The 15,923-nt window shown below is 34.3% G+C and carries 20 protein-coding genes and 1 riboswitch; of the genes, 6 read left to right on the top strand and 14 right to left on the bottom strand.

The window, feature by feature from the left end; genetic code table 11:
• The first annotated feature begins 94 nt into the window (after positions 1-94).
• A complete protein-coding gene (locus MKO96_RS18545) occupies positions 95-172 on the top strand; it encodes a DUF3967 domain-containing protein (RefSeq protein WP_113712207.1) in 78 nt (25 codons plus the stop codon).
• Between the two features lie 134 nt (positions 173-306).
• Here the strand turns inward: MKO96_RS18545 and MKO96_RS18540 are convergent, their stop codons facing one another.
• From MKO96_RS18540 to MKO96_RS18520, 5 genes are all read right to left on the bottom strand, one after another.
• On the bottom strand, positions 307-588 hold the full coding sequence (locus tag MKO96_RS18540; protein WP_000336245.1) for a DUF3986 family protein: 282 nt from the start codon (positions 586-588) through the stop codon (positions 307-309).
• A gap of 20 nt (positions 589-608) precedes the next feature.
• Positions 609-1,205 (bottom strand): hypothetical protein, encoded by a 597-nt coding sequence (locus MKO96_RS18535; RefSeq protein WP_240588315.1) that lies wholly within the window; start codon positions 1,203-1,205, stop codon positions 609-611.
• A 561-nt stretch (positions 1,206-1,766) separates the two neighbouring features.
• Complete coding sequence (locus MKO96_RS18530; RefSeq protein WP_000573650.1) at positions 1,767-2,162, bottom strand: SET domain-containing protein; 396 nt, start codon at positions 2,160-2,162, stop codon at positions 1,767-1,769.
• A 211-nt stretch (positions 2,163-2,373) separates the two neighbouring features.
• Positions 2,374-3,876 (bottom strand): DUF4077 domain-containing protein, encoded by a 1,503-nt coding sequence (locus MKO96_RS18525; protein ID WP_240588314.1) that lies wholly within the window; start codon positions 3,874-3,876, stop codon positions 2,374-2,376.
• 34 nt (positions 3,877-3,910) lie between these two features.
• A complete protein-coding gene (locus tag MKO96_RS18520) occupies positions 3,911-4,969 on the bottom strand; it encodes an endonuclease/exonuclease/phosphatase family protein (RefSeq protein ID WP_240588313.1) in 1,059 nt (352 codons plus the stop codon).
• A gap of 220 nt (positions 4,970-5,189) precedes the next feature.
• A riboswitch (Fluoride riboswitch) is annotated at positions 5,190-5,249 on the top strand.
• Between the two features lie 54 nt (positions 5,250-5,303).
• Between MKO96_RS18520 and crcB (MKO96_RS18515) the strand changes: the two genes are divergently transcribed.
• A complete protein-coding gene (gene crcB / locus MKO96_RS18515) occupies positions 5,304-5,708 on the top strand; it encodes a fluoride efflux transporter CrcB (protein WP_176523142.1) in 405 nt (134 codons plus the stop codon).
• Positions 5,705-6,061 (top strand): fluoride efflux transporter CrcB, encoded by a 357-nt coding sequence (gene crcB, locus MKO96_RS18510; protein WP_087983007.1) that lies wholly within the window; start codon positions 5,705-5,707, stop codon positions 6,059-6,061. Before crcB (MKO96_RS18515) ends, crcB (MKO96_RS18510) begins: the two co-directional genes overlap by 4 nt.
• A gap of 33 nt (positions 6,062-6,094) precedes the next feature.
• On the opposite strand, the gene MKO96_RS18505 is transcribed toward crcB (MKO96_RS18510), so the two are convergent.
• From MKO96_RS18505 to MKO96_RS18475, 7 genes are all read right to left on the bottom strand, one after another.
• On the bottom strand, positions 6,095-6,334 hold the full coding sequence (locus tag MKO96_RS18505; RefSeq protein ID WP_240588312.1) for a DUF3947 family protein: 240 nt from the start codon (positions 6,332-6,334) through the stop codon (positions 6,095-6,097).
• 100 nt (positions 6,335-6,434) lie between these two features.
• On the bottom strand, positions 6,435-6,668 hold the full coding sequence (locus MKO96_RS18500; RefSeq protein WP_076541675.1) for a DUF3955 domain-containing protein: 234 nt from the start codon (positions 6,666-6,668) through the stop codon (positions 6,435-6,437).
• A gap of 159 nt (positions 6,669-6,827) precedes the next feature.
• Positions 6,828-8,021 (bottom strand): MFS transporter, encoded by a 1,194-nt coding sequence (locus MKO96_RS18495; RefSeq protein ID WP_240588311.1) that lies wholly within the window; start codon positions 8,019-8,021, stop codon positions 6,828-6,830.
• A gap of 5 nt (positions 8,022-8,026) precedes the next feature.
• A complete protein-coding gene (locus MKO96_RS18490; RefSeq protein ID WP_240588310.1) occupies positions 8,027-9,574 on the bottom strand; it encodes an ABC-F family ATP-binding cassette domain-containing protein in 1,548 nt (515 codons plus the stop codon).
• Positions 9,575-10,010: 436 nt separating this feature from the next.
• On the bottom strand, positions 10,011-10,526 hold the full coding sequence (gene speG / locus MKO96_RS18485; protein WP_000076834.1) for a spermidine N1-acetyltransferase: 516 nt from the start codon (positions 10,524-10,526) through the stop codon (positions 10,011-10,013).
• Between the two features lie 142 nt (positions 10,527-10,668).
• Positions 10,669-11,070, bottom strand: coding sequence for a phosphate-starvation-inducible protein PsiE (gene psiE / locus MKO96_RS18480; protein WP_087983029.1), 402 nt, complete (start codon positions 11,068-11,070; stop codon positions 10,669-10,671).
• Positions 11,071-11,141: 71 nt separating this feature from the next.
• Entirely contained in the window at positions 11,142-11,498 is a 357-nt protein-coding gene (locus MKO96_RS18475; protein ID WP_088098340.1) for a winged helix-turn-helix transcriptional regulator, read from the bottom strand.
• 146 nt (positions 11,499-11,644) lie between these two features.
• Between MKO96_RS18475 and MKO96_RS18470 the strand changes: the two genes are divergently transcribed.
• The 3 genes from MKO96_RS18470 (at position 11,645) to MKO96_RS18460 (ending at position 13,506) form a co-directional block, all read left to right on the top strand.
• On the top strand, positions 11,645-12,292 hold the full coding sequence (locus MKO96_RS18470; protein WP_240588309.1) for a nitroreductase family protein: 648 nt from the start codon (positions 11,645-11,647) through the stop codon (positions 12,290-12,292).
• A gap of 134 nt (positions 12,293-12,426) precedes the next feature.
• Positions 12,427-12,720, top strand: coding sequence for a DUF896 domain-containing protein (locus MKO96_RS18465; RefSeq protein ID WP_240588308.1), 294 nt, complete (start codon positions 12,427-12,429; stop codon positions 12,718-12,720).
• Between the two features lie 228 nt (positions 12,721-12,948).
• Complete coding sequence (locus MKO96_RS18460) at positions 12,949-13,506, top strand: cysteine hydrolase family protein (RefSeq protein WP_240588307.1); 558 nt, start codon at positions 12,949-12,951, stop codon at positions 13,504-13,506.
• Positions 13,507-13,546: 40 nt separating this feature from the next.
• On the opposite strand, the gene MKO96_RS18455 is transcribed toward MKO96_RS18460, so the two are convergent.
• Both MKO96_RS18455 and alo read right to left on the bottom strand, forming a co-directional pair.
• Entirely contained in the window at positions 13,547-13,981 is a 435-nt protein-coding gene (locus tag MKO96_RS18455; protein ID WP_240588306.1) for an Lrp/AsnC family transcriptional regulator, read from the bottom strand.
• Between the two features lie 251 nt (positions 13,982-14,232).
• Positions 14,233-15,771 (bottom strand): anthrolysin O/cereolysin O family cholesterol-dependent cytolysin Alo, encoded by a 1,539-nt coding sequence (gene alo, locus MKO96_RS18450; protein WP_240588305.1) that lies wholly within the window; start codon positions 15,769-15,771, stop codon positions 14,233-14,235.
• Positions 15,772-15,923: the final 152 nt, after the last annotated feature.

The raw sequence follows: 15,923 nt of genomic DNA, 5'->3' as shown, positions 1-15,923 counted from the left end.
AAACACTATCCTTCAGTATCTTACTATACCATACGAAAATAAAGTGGTATTTTTTTGTAATTTTTACTTTGTTTATGACATATAAGAAAATCGATTGAAAGCGGGAGATAAGACTCTCATGAAGATACTAAGTGAGATACAGGAATCAAAGGATTTAACGAAGGAATTTTAAGTTGAAGTGGCAGTTGCGAAAGAGAAGAAAAAGCCGTGGTAGAAGTTTTGGTAAGGTTTGTATATAAACTACAAAAAGGTAGAAAAGTATACTTTTCTACCTTTTTGATTAGTGGAATAAAGATAAACCAATTTTTAAACAATGTTATTAGTTTTTAACCACTTTTCAAAAATTAATCTAGATTGTTCTTCAGTAGCATCTTTGTCATCTATTGTAAATATTTTCAAACCGCATCCAGTAAAATATTCACCTAATTTATGTTTGCTAGCAAATTCATATAAAAAACCCGCTTCATACTCTTCAATAAATACATCCCAAATAGGTTTGTTTATTTTTTTATATGCAGTGACTTCTAAATCATAACCATCTTCATAATAGCCTATATGCATATGTTGGTGTGTTTCATAGTTACACATAATGTGAAATAACCTCCTCTTTACCAAATAATATGATGATCATTTAAATTTGGTGGAACATGATAATGTAAATATGGTCCTTTATGATATACCGGGCCATAATCTAACCTAAATATAACTTGTTTCGTAGCTGTAGATCTTACTTGAATAATTTTTGTTCCAGATGGTCCTTCAAGGATATATTTACTTGGTGCGTTTAATGCTTTTTGTACATATGGTCTTGCTATCTTCCAACCTTTATCGGCAGCTGTTCTGCCTACTTTTGAAGTTAAAACCCTTAATGCTCCGATAACAAGAGCTGGTAATATTTCTTGTTTAACTATTAATTCACCTGTAAGAGGATTTTTTTCAATAACATATTCAACTCTTGGTTTACTTAGTTCTCCTTCTAATTGTAAAAATACAGGATCAGTTACTAAAAAATCATATTCATTCTCAAATTTTTCAAAATCGAAGTTAGAAACATCGACATTAGATAAATCAATGCCACCATCTTCTTCAGGAACATATTCTTCGACAATCGTATCATCATTTAATTCAACAGTTGCATCAACAAATGATGGCAATGCAAAACTAAACATTAACACGAAAGAAAGTATCCCAGCTATAATTCTCATCTACCGTTCTCCTCTCAAATCTTATAATAATGAGAAATAGCTAAAATTTACATTTCCTATTATTTCTCACTATTAAAGAATAAAATAAACAAAATTTTCTAACAAGACTGAAAATAAAAGTCCGAATTTGTTATTATTAATTTGTATAAAATAATAACTTAATAAGATTAAAAATAAATTAACTAAAAATCTCTTCCTCTATACTATAAAGCTAATAAAGCATCTCCCTAAAGATACAATGCTGTATCTTTAGGGAGATGCTAGTGCAAACCATTCTAAGACATACCAATCAATTTTACCAATCCACCTTTCCCCCATTGGAGATGGGATATAGTAATTTTTAAATCGTTGTAAGGTTAGATTTAAGCCTTTCACCATATCATTTAGTTGTAAATATAGTGTATTTCTTGGCTCTGTATACTCCTAAATACTCTCCCATTTCTATAAACAGAAAAATTACTTTATCACAGGGCTCAATCGTAGGATTTCTCCACCAGCTGACTGGACACGCCATAAAAAAGAGCACATCCCACAGAATGTGCTCTTTCCAAACTCTTTATATTACTTTTCGTTCTCTTCTTTTTCCTTATCAAACCATAATAGCTCATCGTCATCAACTTCACCATTATAATTGATTAGAATCTCTTCTCCCGCTTTTATATCTTTGTAAGCAAAGAAGTTAAACGTATGATTCTCGAAGACAATATCATACGTTGCATTCGGATTATATGCATGATTAAATAACATGCCGTATCCTAACAGGAATGCCGTATGATTTACCCCATACTCAAATGCGTAGTCAGCAAGTAACGTTTTCTCAATGTGTTCATGCTGTTCATTCGGATAAGAGATAACTGGTGCTGAGTGAATCAACTCACCCTTTTTAATATCACGAGTTGCAAATACCCCTCTATTAAATTCTCCATCACTAAGTTCAGAAGTCTTAACTTCGATCATATGCGTCACCTATATAATTCTTTCTTTGAAGTATTTTATTCCGCTATTTGCGGGGTTCAACTAATAATCAGTAGCGTATAGCCCCACTAACTAAAGTCTCAGTTTATCTCCTTAAGCTTGGCAGAAAACGCGCAGAAAAGCAATTAAATTACTATCAAGTATTCATTTAAATGAAAAAAGAGCACACATGGTGTGCCCTTTTTAAGAGATATTACTTTTCTAAAATATCTTCTAACAACTTCACTTGCTCGCTAACAGTATGCAACGTCTTCACCGATATATCATTTCGATGTTTTTCTTCTTCCACACTTGCTAACACTTCTTCCGTAGCCGCAGAAGTTTGCTGAATTACATTAGAAGCATGTGTAACATCCTTTACGATATTCGTCGTTTTAACCTGCAAGTTTTCTTGATGACCAACAATCTCTCTCATTACATCATTAATTGCATCAATAAACTTCCCTAAATCCGTTACATTTGTTAAAACACTTGCTAGCATTTCATTACATTCTTCTTGTACTTTTTCTGATTTCTCTACCTGCACTTCCACTTTACTTGCTTGATTACTAAACTCCTTCAAAATACCTTGAATTCTCCCCGCAGAACGATTCGATTCTTCGGCAAGCTTTAACACTTCATTCGCTACAATAGCAAATCCTTTTCCATGCTCTCCTGCTCTTGCAGCTTCTATATTTGCATTTAAAGCTAGCAAACTCGTCTGACTTGAAATATTCGTTATTACATCTACAATTTCGTTAATTTGCTTCGACTGCATCATTAAATCTCTAAATATAATTCCTGATTGTGAAACAACATCATTTAAACTTCTCATATTCGCTTCAAAATTTCGTAAAGTATGTACACTACCCTTTGAAATCTCTAAACTTTCATCAACACGAATCGATGCATTTCTTACTTGAGATATAATTTGTTCAATATTCCCTTCCATATCGTTCAATACTTCTACTGAACGTGACATCATCTCTGATTGTGATTGAGTGCCAACTGCCACCTCTTCAAAAGCAAAATTAATTTCACTCATCGACTCCATCGATGTATTTATATTTTGTCTTAAGTGATTAAAATTACTATCTAGTTTCCCAACCGTTTCTTCAATAAGTCTTTGCGTTTCTTCTAGCTCCTGAGCTTTCCTCATTACTTCTTGCTTCTCATCACTTAAACGAGCTAACAGATTAGAGCCAATCTTCGTTACGCCCCACATTGCAATCGTTACAATCGCTAACAAGCTTGCGAAGTTTGCAGCTTCAGATGCCGCTGTATAAGCAAAAAATTGCTCCGGCCAATAACTACAAAGAATAAATGTAATAACAACCGCCACTCCGCCGAGAATGATAACGAGACGTTCACTTAAATAAATAAGCGAAACTGCTAGTGTAAAGTAGATCATTTGAAATACAGCCGGACTTTCATTAAAAGCTTGTACCATAATGAAAGACATAATAAGCAACATAAATGTCATCATATATTTATACATCGCTTCCATGCTTTCTATAAAAGTAAGAAGCGTTCCAAATACAACAACTGAAATACCACAAATCCAAAACGCTATTGCTCTCTCTGTAAAAATATATCCGTAATACCCAATCGCGATTATTCCAAGAAAGAAACTACAAATCGTAATGAACAGCAATAAATGATTTTTCTGTGATTCTTTCTCAAGGTTAGAAAAACAAGTTCGCTTTAACCACTCCATATATGAAGCCCCACCTTCTACTTATACATATCAATTACTTCAACTTAAATACCGCACTTACTGGGTTATGATCGCTATTTTCAAATTTTAAATCTTTCCCTTGTACATTTACAATTTCCACATTCGGTGAAACGATAAAACCATCAATAATCGTGACGAAGTTTTCACCCTCCACATATTTCTTCACATCATCTCTCACAGTCATAACAGACGGATCTACAGCCCACTTAAAGCCACCATCAGTAAAGTCCTTTGGTAACTCTACTAACCACTCTGGGCGCTCTTTCACAAACTTCGGATCACTTAACTGAGCGTTCGAAAGTAATTGATTCCAATCTCCGCCCATTATTACGTAATCACCATTTTTATAATGCTTGTTCATATAGTCTTTTAAATACTCTACTTGCTGTTTTCTAATTTTCCCGCCTTCATCATACGCAGACAAATGTAGATTTATGAGTCTAACAAACTTCCCATTATTAACAGGTATTTTATGCTCAACAATCGCTCTATCTAAATCAAACAAACGCTTTGGCCAAGGCTCCATTCCAGGAAGCTGGAACCTCTGCGCTGTTTGAACTGTATATTTAGAAAACGTACTTAATCCAGCCTCCGCATATCCCATTGGACTTGTAATTGGTACAGGGACCCATTTTGTATCATAGTTCTTTCCGAACGACGAAGCATAATCAGGCAATCCTTTTTTCAAAAATTCATGCCCATTTACATCAAAAGATCGCAGTGATTTTATATCAACTTCTTGTAATAACGCAAAATCACTATTCTCATTTTGTAAAAACGAAAGCATATTCTTTAAATTCGTTTCCGTTTGCTCTTTACTACTTGAACCAGATCTCTTTCCGCCATCCATAAAGAAATCTTGATCCTTATCTAATCCAGCATATCCAATATTAAATGTTGTAACTTTAAATTCATTTCCAAGCGCTAACACGCGTTCCTTATTATTTTCCACCTTCAAACTTATAACATTAGCCGGCTGTTTTTTTGTAAGTGTCATATACGCTAAAAAACCACCTACAACCCCCACCCCTACTAAAATACATATAAGTACTATTTTTAATAATTTTTTCAAACGAACGACTCCTTTTCTAAAACTATCATTTTTACTTTTCTTTATTTTCAGTTAACTGAAGCGAATGACAGACATACGAAACATTTTATCATATTAAAAACCTTATATCACTATATTTAGTTTATAAGTATAAATTCTCTCTCTTAAACCATCACATACATACACAACAGCTCCACTTCTTCACTGGAAATTATACGCAATTTTTAGTACACTATATGTAATAATCATAGGCGATGGAGTTCGCCATAACTGCTGCTTAGCTAATGACTCCTACCAGTATAACTACTGGTAGGAGTCTATTTTTTTGAGCAAGCTATTTAAAGAGGTGAAGAAATTGATTTATATTATCGTTGGCATAGCCGGTATATTAGGAGCCCTCTCTCGTTATTATTTAGGTTTTACTATTCATACTTCATGGCATCATTCATTTCCATTAGCTACGTTACTTATTAACTTAGCCGGCTGCTTCTTATTAGCGTGGCTAACTACGTATATCGCTCGGAGAAACATCTTGCCTTCAGAAATTATCACAGGCATTGGGACTGGATTCATCGGTTCCTTTACGACGTTTTCAACATTCAGTGTAGAAACTGTGCAATTAATCCATCATTCTGAATGGGGTACGGCTTTCTTATATGTATCATGCAGTATACTTGGTGGCCTTATTATGTCAGGTCTTGGCTATACACTAGGTGATTTCTTAATTAAGAAACAGCTTACGGAAGGTGATCACTTATGATGGAAGCTTTATTAGTGGCAACTGGAGGTTTCTTCGGTGCTATTACACGATTTGCAATTAGCAATTGGTTTAAAAAAAGAAATAAAACTTCCTTTCCAATTGCTACATTTCTCATTAATATAACAGGCGCGTTTTTACTTGGATATATAATTGGCAACGGCGTCACTACAGGTTGGCAATTATTATTAGGCACTGGATTTATGGGTGCCTTCACGACGTTTTCAACATTTAAGCTAGAGTCCATTCAGCTCTTCAATCGTAAAAACTTTGGCATACTATTTCTATATTTAAGTGCTACTTATATAATCGGTATCCTTTTTGCATTCCTTGGAATGAAGCTAGGCGGAATATAAAAAAAGAAAGCGACTCTTATCAGTCGCTTTCTTTCATAAGAAGTATGTCCCGCCATATGGAATGGAAAATAAACCCGCTGGATGCACATCGTAATGTACAATTTGCATCGGAGGCTGTGAGTACGACATATACTGCCCTTGCATCATTTGTGCAAAATATGCTTGCTGCTGCATTTGCATCGCTTGATTCACAGCATGAATTGTCCCCTGTGCTCCTGCCAAAGTAATAGCCGATCCGACCTGCCTTTCAGGATAACAATAATGATTCACCATGATTCAGCTCACTTTTTATTTTTCTTCCATATAGTATGTTCCTATTTTATAGTGAGTATTTTGTCCTGATTAATGGATCCCTCACTACTTAAACTTTATTTTATCTATTACTTTTTTTCAGCTTTGAAGTAATAAATCCAAATAGTAATACACCAATACCACTAAAGAACAATACATAACTTATCGGTACTAAGAAAAAGAAAGGTTCTTCAAGGAATCCATTCGCTCCCACTTTACTGTTTGAAGCATGTATAGCTAAAGAAATGATCGCTAAAATCATGAAAGAAATAGCTACTACGTATTTATTTATCATTTCACATTCTCCTCTATTCATATAATTATCCTTAGATTATTAACATCATATTACCTAAAACAAAATCATTCGTCAATAATTATTTATTGTTTTGCAATAAATAATTATTGATTATTATAAGTGGAAAAAGGTTTATGAAGCACCTTAAATTGCCTCACAAACCTTTTCAAACATAAATATTTACACTTCAAACCGCTTGCTTACTACAACATAAATCGCACACAATAGCACGAATATCCCAGCATAAATTAACAAAATTTCTACACTAAACATATCAGCCAATGGACCAAATATTATCATTCCTAAAGGAAGCGCGCATGAATTAGCGATTTGTACAAGACTAAACATTCGTCCGTGCATAGAAGGTCCTACTTTTTCCTGCAATAACACGGTAACCGGTGTATTGAAGCACGGCATTGTTATACCAATTAAAAAGTTAAATACTAAATACACAATAAATACCGGAGCAATCCCTAGTCCAATCATAAGCAGTCCATACAACGCACAAGCTAGCGCTGTTGTATGCATACGATTACGGAAACCACCCCATGCCGCAATCAATACACCACCAGCTGCCGCCCCCGCACTAAAAGTCATTTCACTAGCAGTAAGTCTCCACATTTCTGCACCGAAAGAACGAGTTACCATTAAAGGTGTTAAAAAGGCGGCTGGACTTATTAAAATCATGACAATGATTAATAAAAAGAGTAGCCTTTTAATCAATTCATTTTCTTTTAAATAAGCAAATCCTTCTTTTATGCCTTGTAGATTAGATTTTTGCTTACTCTCTGTATTCACATGTCTCTCCACTTGAATGATAAACATAATACTAATTCCAATCATAGCCGTAATAACATCAATAAAAAATGTCGTTTCAATGCTAGCAATAGAAAGAATTGCAGCACTTGCTGCTGGAGAAAGAAACATAATTAAAGATGTAATACTGCTATTTATCCCATTTACTTTCATAAGAGAATCTTTCGGAACGATTTGTGGGATTAACGCATTCACAGCTGGCGTTTGTATACCTGTCCCAGCTGATCGAATGAGTAGTACTATAAAAAGTAACCAAATACTTTTATATCCTGTTAAAAATAAAACTGCTAAACCTAACGTAGCAATTGCTATACTCCCGTCCGATAACATAATCATCTTTTTACGGTCGTAACGATCAATCCACACACCTGCAAATAAAGATATCGCAATTTGCGGTAGGAATCCGCAAACAGTTGAAATGGTCAACATTAACCCTGACGATGTCGTTAAGGTGATATACCATATAATCGCGTATTGCACGAGAGAGGAACCGAACAAAGAAATCGTTTGAGCGGTCAAAAATAAAATTATTTTCTTTTTCCAATCATTTCTACTCATACGTTTCACACCCCCTTAACTAATCCTGTCTCTATATTAAAAATACTATCTGCCCAATCAAGATAAAAACTTGCTTCGTGAGATACGAGTATAATGCTACCTTTAAACTGAATGAGTGCCTTTTGCAAAGCTCCCTTCGCTTCTGCATCTAAATGATTTGTCGGCTCATCTAAAATTAAGAAATTACAAGGCGATAATAATAATCCGCATAATTTAACCTTCGATTGTTCACCACCACTCAACGTACGAATTTCTTGTGAAACATGAGTATCCTTCACACCACATGCAGCTAAATGATGACGTATCTCCTTCACGTTTAGTTTAGGAAACTGTTCTGAAATAATTTGCAGCGGCGTTAAAGAATCGTTGCTCCAATTCAGATCTTGCTCATAATATCCAATCTTTATTTGCTCTGAGAAGTGTAATTCTCCGGCAATACTAGAAATAGTTCCAAGGATTGTTTTTAATAAAGTAGATTTCCCTACTCCGTTGAACCCTGTAATAACAAGTTTTTGCCCACCCATCACTGAAAAATTCAATTTTGGTAAGAGAGCAAAATCGTAACCCACTTCAAGATTATTTACTTCAAGAACTGTCTGAACTGAAATGGGAAGCTCCTGAAAATAAATACACGGTTTATGAGTAAAACTTGGTGGCGCAATTCTTTCCATACGTTGCAACTGCTTCCTACGCCCTTGCGCTATTTTTGAATTCACTCCAGCAATATTTCTACGAATATACTCTTCCGTTTTTTCAATTTTCTTTTGCTGTGCATAGTATTGGCGAATATAATCTTTTCGCAAATGCTCCTTTTGTCTTACAAAATCTGAGTATTTGCCGTAATACTTCTTCACCGTTCCAAACTCTATATCACATATGCAAGAAGTCACTTTTTCTAGAAAGTCAAAATCATGTGACACGACAATAAACGCCCCTTCAAAATTCACTAAATAATTAGCAAGCCATTCAACATGCTCTTTATCAAGAAAGTTTGTCGGTTCATCTAGTAATAAAATATTAGGCTCTTCTAATAAAAGCTTTGCTAAAATTACCTTTGCTCGTTGTCCTCCGCTTAATTCATCAATAACACGATCCATCCCAATCGCATCAATACCTAAACCCGCTGCCACCTTATTTATTACGCTGTCTACTGAATAAAAATCATGAGCCTCAAGCTGTTCTTGTATTTCAGCTGCTTTCAATAGTTGATTCTCATCTCCAGTCATCGCACTTTCTTCATATAACTTATTCATTCTTTTTTCCATTTCAAACAAATCATAAAAGGCTCGCTTTGCATATTGTGAAATGGTATAGCTCCCATCAATTTCTGCATATTGATCAAGATGTCCAATTTGAATATTAGGTTGCCACTTAATGCTCCCCTTATCAGAAATAATTTCCCCCACCAATATGTTCATTAATGTGCTTTTCCCTGCACCATTCTGTCCAACAATCCCCATATGTTCCCCTTTATACAAATCAAAAGAAGCATTTTCGTATAATACTTTATCTATAAAGCTATGTGATAAACGTTCAACTTTAAGTAAACTCATTTTTATTCCTCTTTTCCTGAAATTAAAAAAAGCAGAGAGATAGCGTCATTCGACACTAGCCCTCTGCTTCGTGGTTTTTCCCATACTACTCCAATTTACAGCAAAAGCTCATTGGAATAATATACACAAAGGGCCATAGACAAAGCATTGTCTATGGCCCTTAATCTATTTTATACATCAGCTGAAAAACCATAACGAAACAAGCATAGGTAAACTATACTTTTTTCGAAAAGTTATTCAACCGATGAATATAGGGGATCTATACCCCTTGATTAAGCTCCGTACAACGCTTCACCGTATACATTTGTGCGGAGCAAAGTTTTCTAATGAGTTTTACAAATTTTATATAAAGCATGTTCTGCACCTTCCTTAATACTTAAAAGGGATTTTAGCATACAGTTTTACGAAGCGTCAACATTACCTCCAAATCATTCAACTACTTATTTTTAAAATATTCCTTCTGGAACATACACATTCTTATCGCATTATGATAGTTACCATCAACGAAAAACTCGTCTAAAAGCTCGCCTTCCACTATAAATCCAACCTTTTTATACACATGGACTGCTTTCTCATTTTCTTTATCCACAACTAAATAAATCTTATGCATATTTAATACAGAAAAAGCGTAATCCATCGCTAAACGCGTCGCTTCCGCTGCGTAGCCATGCCCTTGATAATTAGGATCAATAATAATTTGGAATTCAGTTCTTCGGTGAATATAATCGATTTCCACTAACTCGACCAATCCAACCATCTCATTATTTTTCTCAACGATAAATCGGCGTTCACTTTGATCATGTATATGTTTATCGTATAAATCCTGCAGCTCCACAAATGCCTCATACGGCTCTTCAAACCAATACGACATAATATGGGCATTATTATTAAGTTCGTGCACAAACTTTAAATCTTCCCGTTCTAAAGGACGTAACTTCAATTCCTGACTCATTGCTATAACCTCCAAGTAAAAGAAACCTCTTCACTTAATTTCTCAATTTTTTTCAATTTCAAACGCCCTATTTACATTGTAAACTTTCAAGCAACTTGAAGGTCAAGACATAAAAAGGTAGTGCAAACGTATGTCTGCACTACTACTCTTTTCTCAAATCTCTCATATTTGATATGTATAAAGCAATGACTAAAACAAGAATTGCTCCTGCGTATAATAACGTCTCCATCGGTTCCTCATGAGATACGATAATTAATCGAATTAAAGCTGTAATTCCGATATAAATAAAATAACGTAACGGGAAATGATAATTCGACTTAAAATACTTAATAATCAATGCGATGAACTCGAAGTATAAGAAGTAGACGATAATACTTTCAACCAATTTATACGATGTATATTCCTTTGTTGAAAATATGTATTGAATAAATGTGATAGTCTCGTTAATTAAAAAGATAGATAATACAATGGATAATATAATTAACGCTATATTCAATATCCACTGCAAAATGCTAGCTATGTAATGATCGATATTAAACTTCATTTTCTCTTTTAGCTCCCCTTCGTATAAGTACTTATTTATTATAGCAAAATTATACTTACAGAAATGTTAAATTATATGTGATCGTCCTCTTTCACTATCACTTCACCATTAGGATATTTATGCTCAATATAACCGCTACCCCAATCACAAAGTACTTTTAAACCTTGTTTTAATGATTGTCCTTGTTCTGTAAGGGAGTATTCAACTTTCGGTGGCACTTGATTGTATACTTTTCTAGATACGAGCCCATCCTTTTCAAGCTCTTTCAATTGCTCAGTAAGCATCTTTTGTGTAATACCAGTTACCAACCTTTTTAACTCACCCGTTCTTGTTGGTCCACTTGTTAAATGATATAAAATGTGGGATTTCCACTTTCCTCCGATCACATCCAAAACAACTTCAATTCTATTGTTATACTCTTTTTTCATACTGAACTCCTTCTGTATTTTGATAGGCACTTTCTCGTGCCTATATCACGAGATGGTGTCTATATCACGGAAAAGTGCGTACTTTTCATAGTACCTGTACTATACCATAATGATGCATGTAAGCAACTTAGTGGAGGTATTTAAAAATGAAAAAAGAAAATCGTACTGCAAATTTTTATGATGTGATTCATGAGCGTCGTTCCGTTCGCTCTTATGATCCTTCAGTTACAATCTCTGATGAAGAAATTAAAGAACTTTTAGAGGAAGCAATGCTAGCACCAAGTAGTTCCAACCTAAACCCATGGCGTTTCATGGTAATCACAGATCAAGATTTAAAAGAAAAGCTTCATCCAATCGCATTAAACCAACCACAAGTGTTAGAGGCATCAGCTATGATCGTAATTTTAAGCGAAAATAACGCCCATGAATTCGAACATATCAATAAAGTAAATGAGCGTGCAGTAGCTGCTGGATTCATGACAGAAGAAATTAAAACTAGACTAAACGACAGTATTCGTGAGTTTTATGCACCTGTAAGTGAACAAGGAAAAAGAGAATGGCAAATGCTTGACGGTGGTTTGCTAGCTATGCAATTTATGCTTGCTGCAAAAGCGAGAGGATATGATACTGTCCCAATGCTTGGCTATAACGTTGAAGAATTCCGCAAAACATTTAACGTTCAAGAAAACTTAACTGACGTTTTAATGATTGCATTAGGCAAAGCAAAAGAGCCAGGATTCCCATCAGTTCGATTAACTGTAGATGAAGTAACGTCTTGGAATGGCGGGTTTTAATCACCGTGTTTATCGTACTTTTGGAATGAAAGTACGATAAACACTATTAATGAAACTATGATGGTAGCAACCATAATCATAATGCAAAACTACAATCTAATCGAATAATACAAAGAAGAAAGGCGAAGAAAACAATGCTTGAAGTTTTTAATCGAATTAATGAATTAACTAAAAAACAAAAAGAAGAAGGTTTAACAAAAACAGAATTAAATGAGCGCACAGAATTACGTGAGGAGTATCTTCAAATTATTCGCGGTCAAATCAACACCACTGTTACAGGATTAAAAATATTAGATCCTTTAGGAAATGACGTGACTCCTGAAAAATTAAAAGAGCAACAAAAGCTATCACTAAGCACAGATAACAACGCACGAAAATACCCAGCTCCTTTGTTACTTAATGATTCATCTAATAGTACGTTTGCTTAGATGCATCATTAAGTTAATATCTACTTCCACATCCACTTTCTGTTTCTAAATCAAAAAACCACAAACAAATTGTCCCCATCTTTTCTTTGCATCCTTTAGCTTTTTCACAATGAAACCATATACGTCAAAATCTTTTCATGACGTTATTACTTCCACATAGTTGCAATTTATATAATAACGGTACAGTACAAATAACGTGCTGTATAAATAATTGTGGGGGGATTAATGATGAACGAAGCGTTACTATTAGTCGACATGCAAAATGATTACTTTGAAGGCGGCAATATGGAATTACATCAACCTGAAAAAGCCGCACAAAAAGCAAAAGAAGTCTTGAAAGTATTTCGTGAAAAAAATAAAACAGTTATTCACGTACAACATATTGCGAACAATGAAGGAGCTACTTTCTTCTTACCTGAAACAGTAGGTGTTCAAATTCATGATGATGTACAGCCAATTGCTAACGAAAGAGTCATACAAAAACATCACCCTAACAGTTTTTTAAGAACCAATTTATTTGAAACATTAAAGAAAGAAAAAATAGATCAACTAGTCATTTGCGGTATGATGACTCATGTATGTATTGATGCAACAGTACGTGCTGCCAGTGATTTAGGATTTCAATGTGTTGTAATTGAAGATGCTTGTACAACAAGAGATTTAGAATTTCAAGGAAATCTAATCCCCGCAGTACACGTTCATCAATCGTTCATGAGTTCGTTAGAGTTTGGTGATATTTATGCAAAAATCATGTCGGCAAACTGTTTTATAAACAAGAGCAAATAAAGAATTATAGTTCCATATAAAAAAAGAAAGAATAAATCTCTTATTCTTTCTTTTTTTCGATTGTCTTAATGACAGTATTTATACGATAATCACCATAATGTAAAACATCTGCAAGAGTCTCTTCTAATTGCTGGTGCGAAGATGTGTGAAGAATCATGATATAACACCCATCGCCACTTATACGATACATTTCAGTAATTACGTCCGTTTTTTCAAAAAAAGTTTGAATTTGATTATGATAATGTGGTGCATGCAGAAATAGTGTAACAAACGTCATAATAGACCCTTCTAACTTAGCCCTGTCGATATCTATCGTATATTTTTGAATGACACCCGCCTCTTCTAATTTATTAATTCGTTTCCCAACAGCCTGGCCAGTCAAATGTACTATCTCTCCAATTTCCTTCCAGTTCATTCTAGCGTTTTCTTGTAGTAACTTTATAATTTTAAAATCTGTTGAATCAAACATGAACATCCCCTTCCTATAGGAATCACCTTCTATAAGATCATCATTTCCCCTACAATTCATCTTAAAAACTTTTACAATACACTCGATTAACTCTATTAAGAATTACATTACTGTTAACAGCTTTCCTTCTTCCTTGACTATATATTTTTCGATTACTCGTAGGTACTATGATCGTTATTTTGCTAGAACAGTTTTGGAAAGAGTAAAATTTGTGACTAAGTAAAAAAGCGCCCTGATTACAGGGCGCTTTTTTATATCTAATGACTAATACTAGCCGTTGGGTATAATGTTGTTCCTCCAATTGAAACTTTTATTTCATTTGTTAATGGAACATTTTGTTCATTGATAATTGTTCTCCACCATTCCCATGCAAGACCAGTACATTCTCTAGCTACGATTTTTATATTTTTTGAATTTGGTGGAAGAGGGATAACTGTAGAGTAATGAGCTGTTTTGTCTCTGCCGCTACCATCCCATGTTTTATGTGTTAGTACTTCTTTCCCATTTTGATCAAATGTGAATTCATCCCAAGATACATCAAATTGAGCAACGTAAGCACCGTAATGATCAAGTGTCATTTTTGCACTTGAATATTCTGTAGTTGTCGTCTCAATATAATCTGTATTGTTATGAACAGCAGCAGTTGCATTATCTTTTAAGAAAGTGCTTGTATATGAAATTGGATATGCTGGATTTTTAAGACTTAATTCAGCATTATCTTTAATGATATTTCGGATTTCATTGAAATCTTTAGTAACAACCTTGTTATGCTCTTTCGCATCTCCGCCTAATACTACAGCAGTAAAGGTACTTTCTTCAAAAATATCTTTGTACTGTCCACTCGTTTCGACGCTGTTATTCTTAAGTAAAGCTTTAAAAGCAGCTTGTACATCTTTACTCTTAGATGTTGTTTCTAATTTCACATAAACAGTTCTACCATAAGCTACATTTGAAACCATAACAGGTGGAGCCGAATTACTTACACCTTTACGAGTTAACTCACCAAAAGTAACACTATTATCAAAAAGATCGGATGGATTGTTAGGTAGTTCAGCACTTACGGTATAAAATATTTGCTTATATGCCGCTACCATCACTTTCTTCTCTCCATCTGCAACCGCATTAAAATCGATGTTTAGACTGTTATCGAGATATTTAGCGTTAACGTTAAGGGCACTTGCGATTTGTGATTTACTATAAACCATAGATTCTGTATACTGCATTCTTGCAGGTAACGTATGTGTTTTAGAATACTTTTCATTCCAAGTAGATACTAAATCATCTACTGCTCCAGCCACATTACCATATGTCGGATTTTGGACAGTAATTGTATTTTCTTTTCTCATGCCAGGTAAGTCTATACTAATATTCAAAGGCTTTCTCTTAGCCACTAATAAACTCGGTTGATTGTCTGCAAAAGCTTTATTTGCAAGTTGTACCGCTCCTGGATACGTACGATTCACCACAGAATCAATAATCGAAATATCGACTGGTGAAGTTGTAAGTGATTTTTTCTCGCGTTCCACTACTACAAATTTACCATTTGAATTGATACTTTCTTTCGGAACAAAACTCTCTACCTTATCACCATTTACAGCTAAAACCTCTTGATTATTATATTTAAGATTTGCTATACCAGTATCAATGCCACTAGCATTTTTGATTACATCAGTTGCATTACCTACTTGTGTTTCTGCGAAGGAAATAGATGAATAATTAATAGTGCATAGACTAACTAATAAACATGCAAGGAACTTTCTTCTTTTAGTGTTTTTCTTAATATTCAGAAAAATCACCCCGTTCTTTTTTTAGTAAGATATGATAATGAGTGATAAATGATAGCTAACTAATAAACCTACATAAATGCTTTTAAAAGTTCTTGAATTAACGGGATTACGCCACCTACAAATTTTAAAACTGCCATTGCGATTTCCATATTATTTCCTCC

Source organism: Bacillus sp. ES1-5 (genome assembly GCF_022487605.1).
Lineage (GTDB): Bacteria > Bacillota > Bacilli > Bacillales > Bacillaceae_G > Bacillus_A > Bacillus_A wiedmannii.
This window is presented reverse-complemented; position numbering and strand designations above follow the sequence as displayed.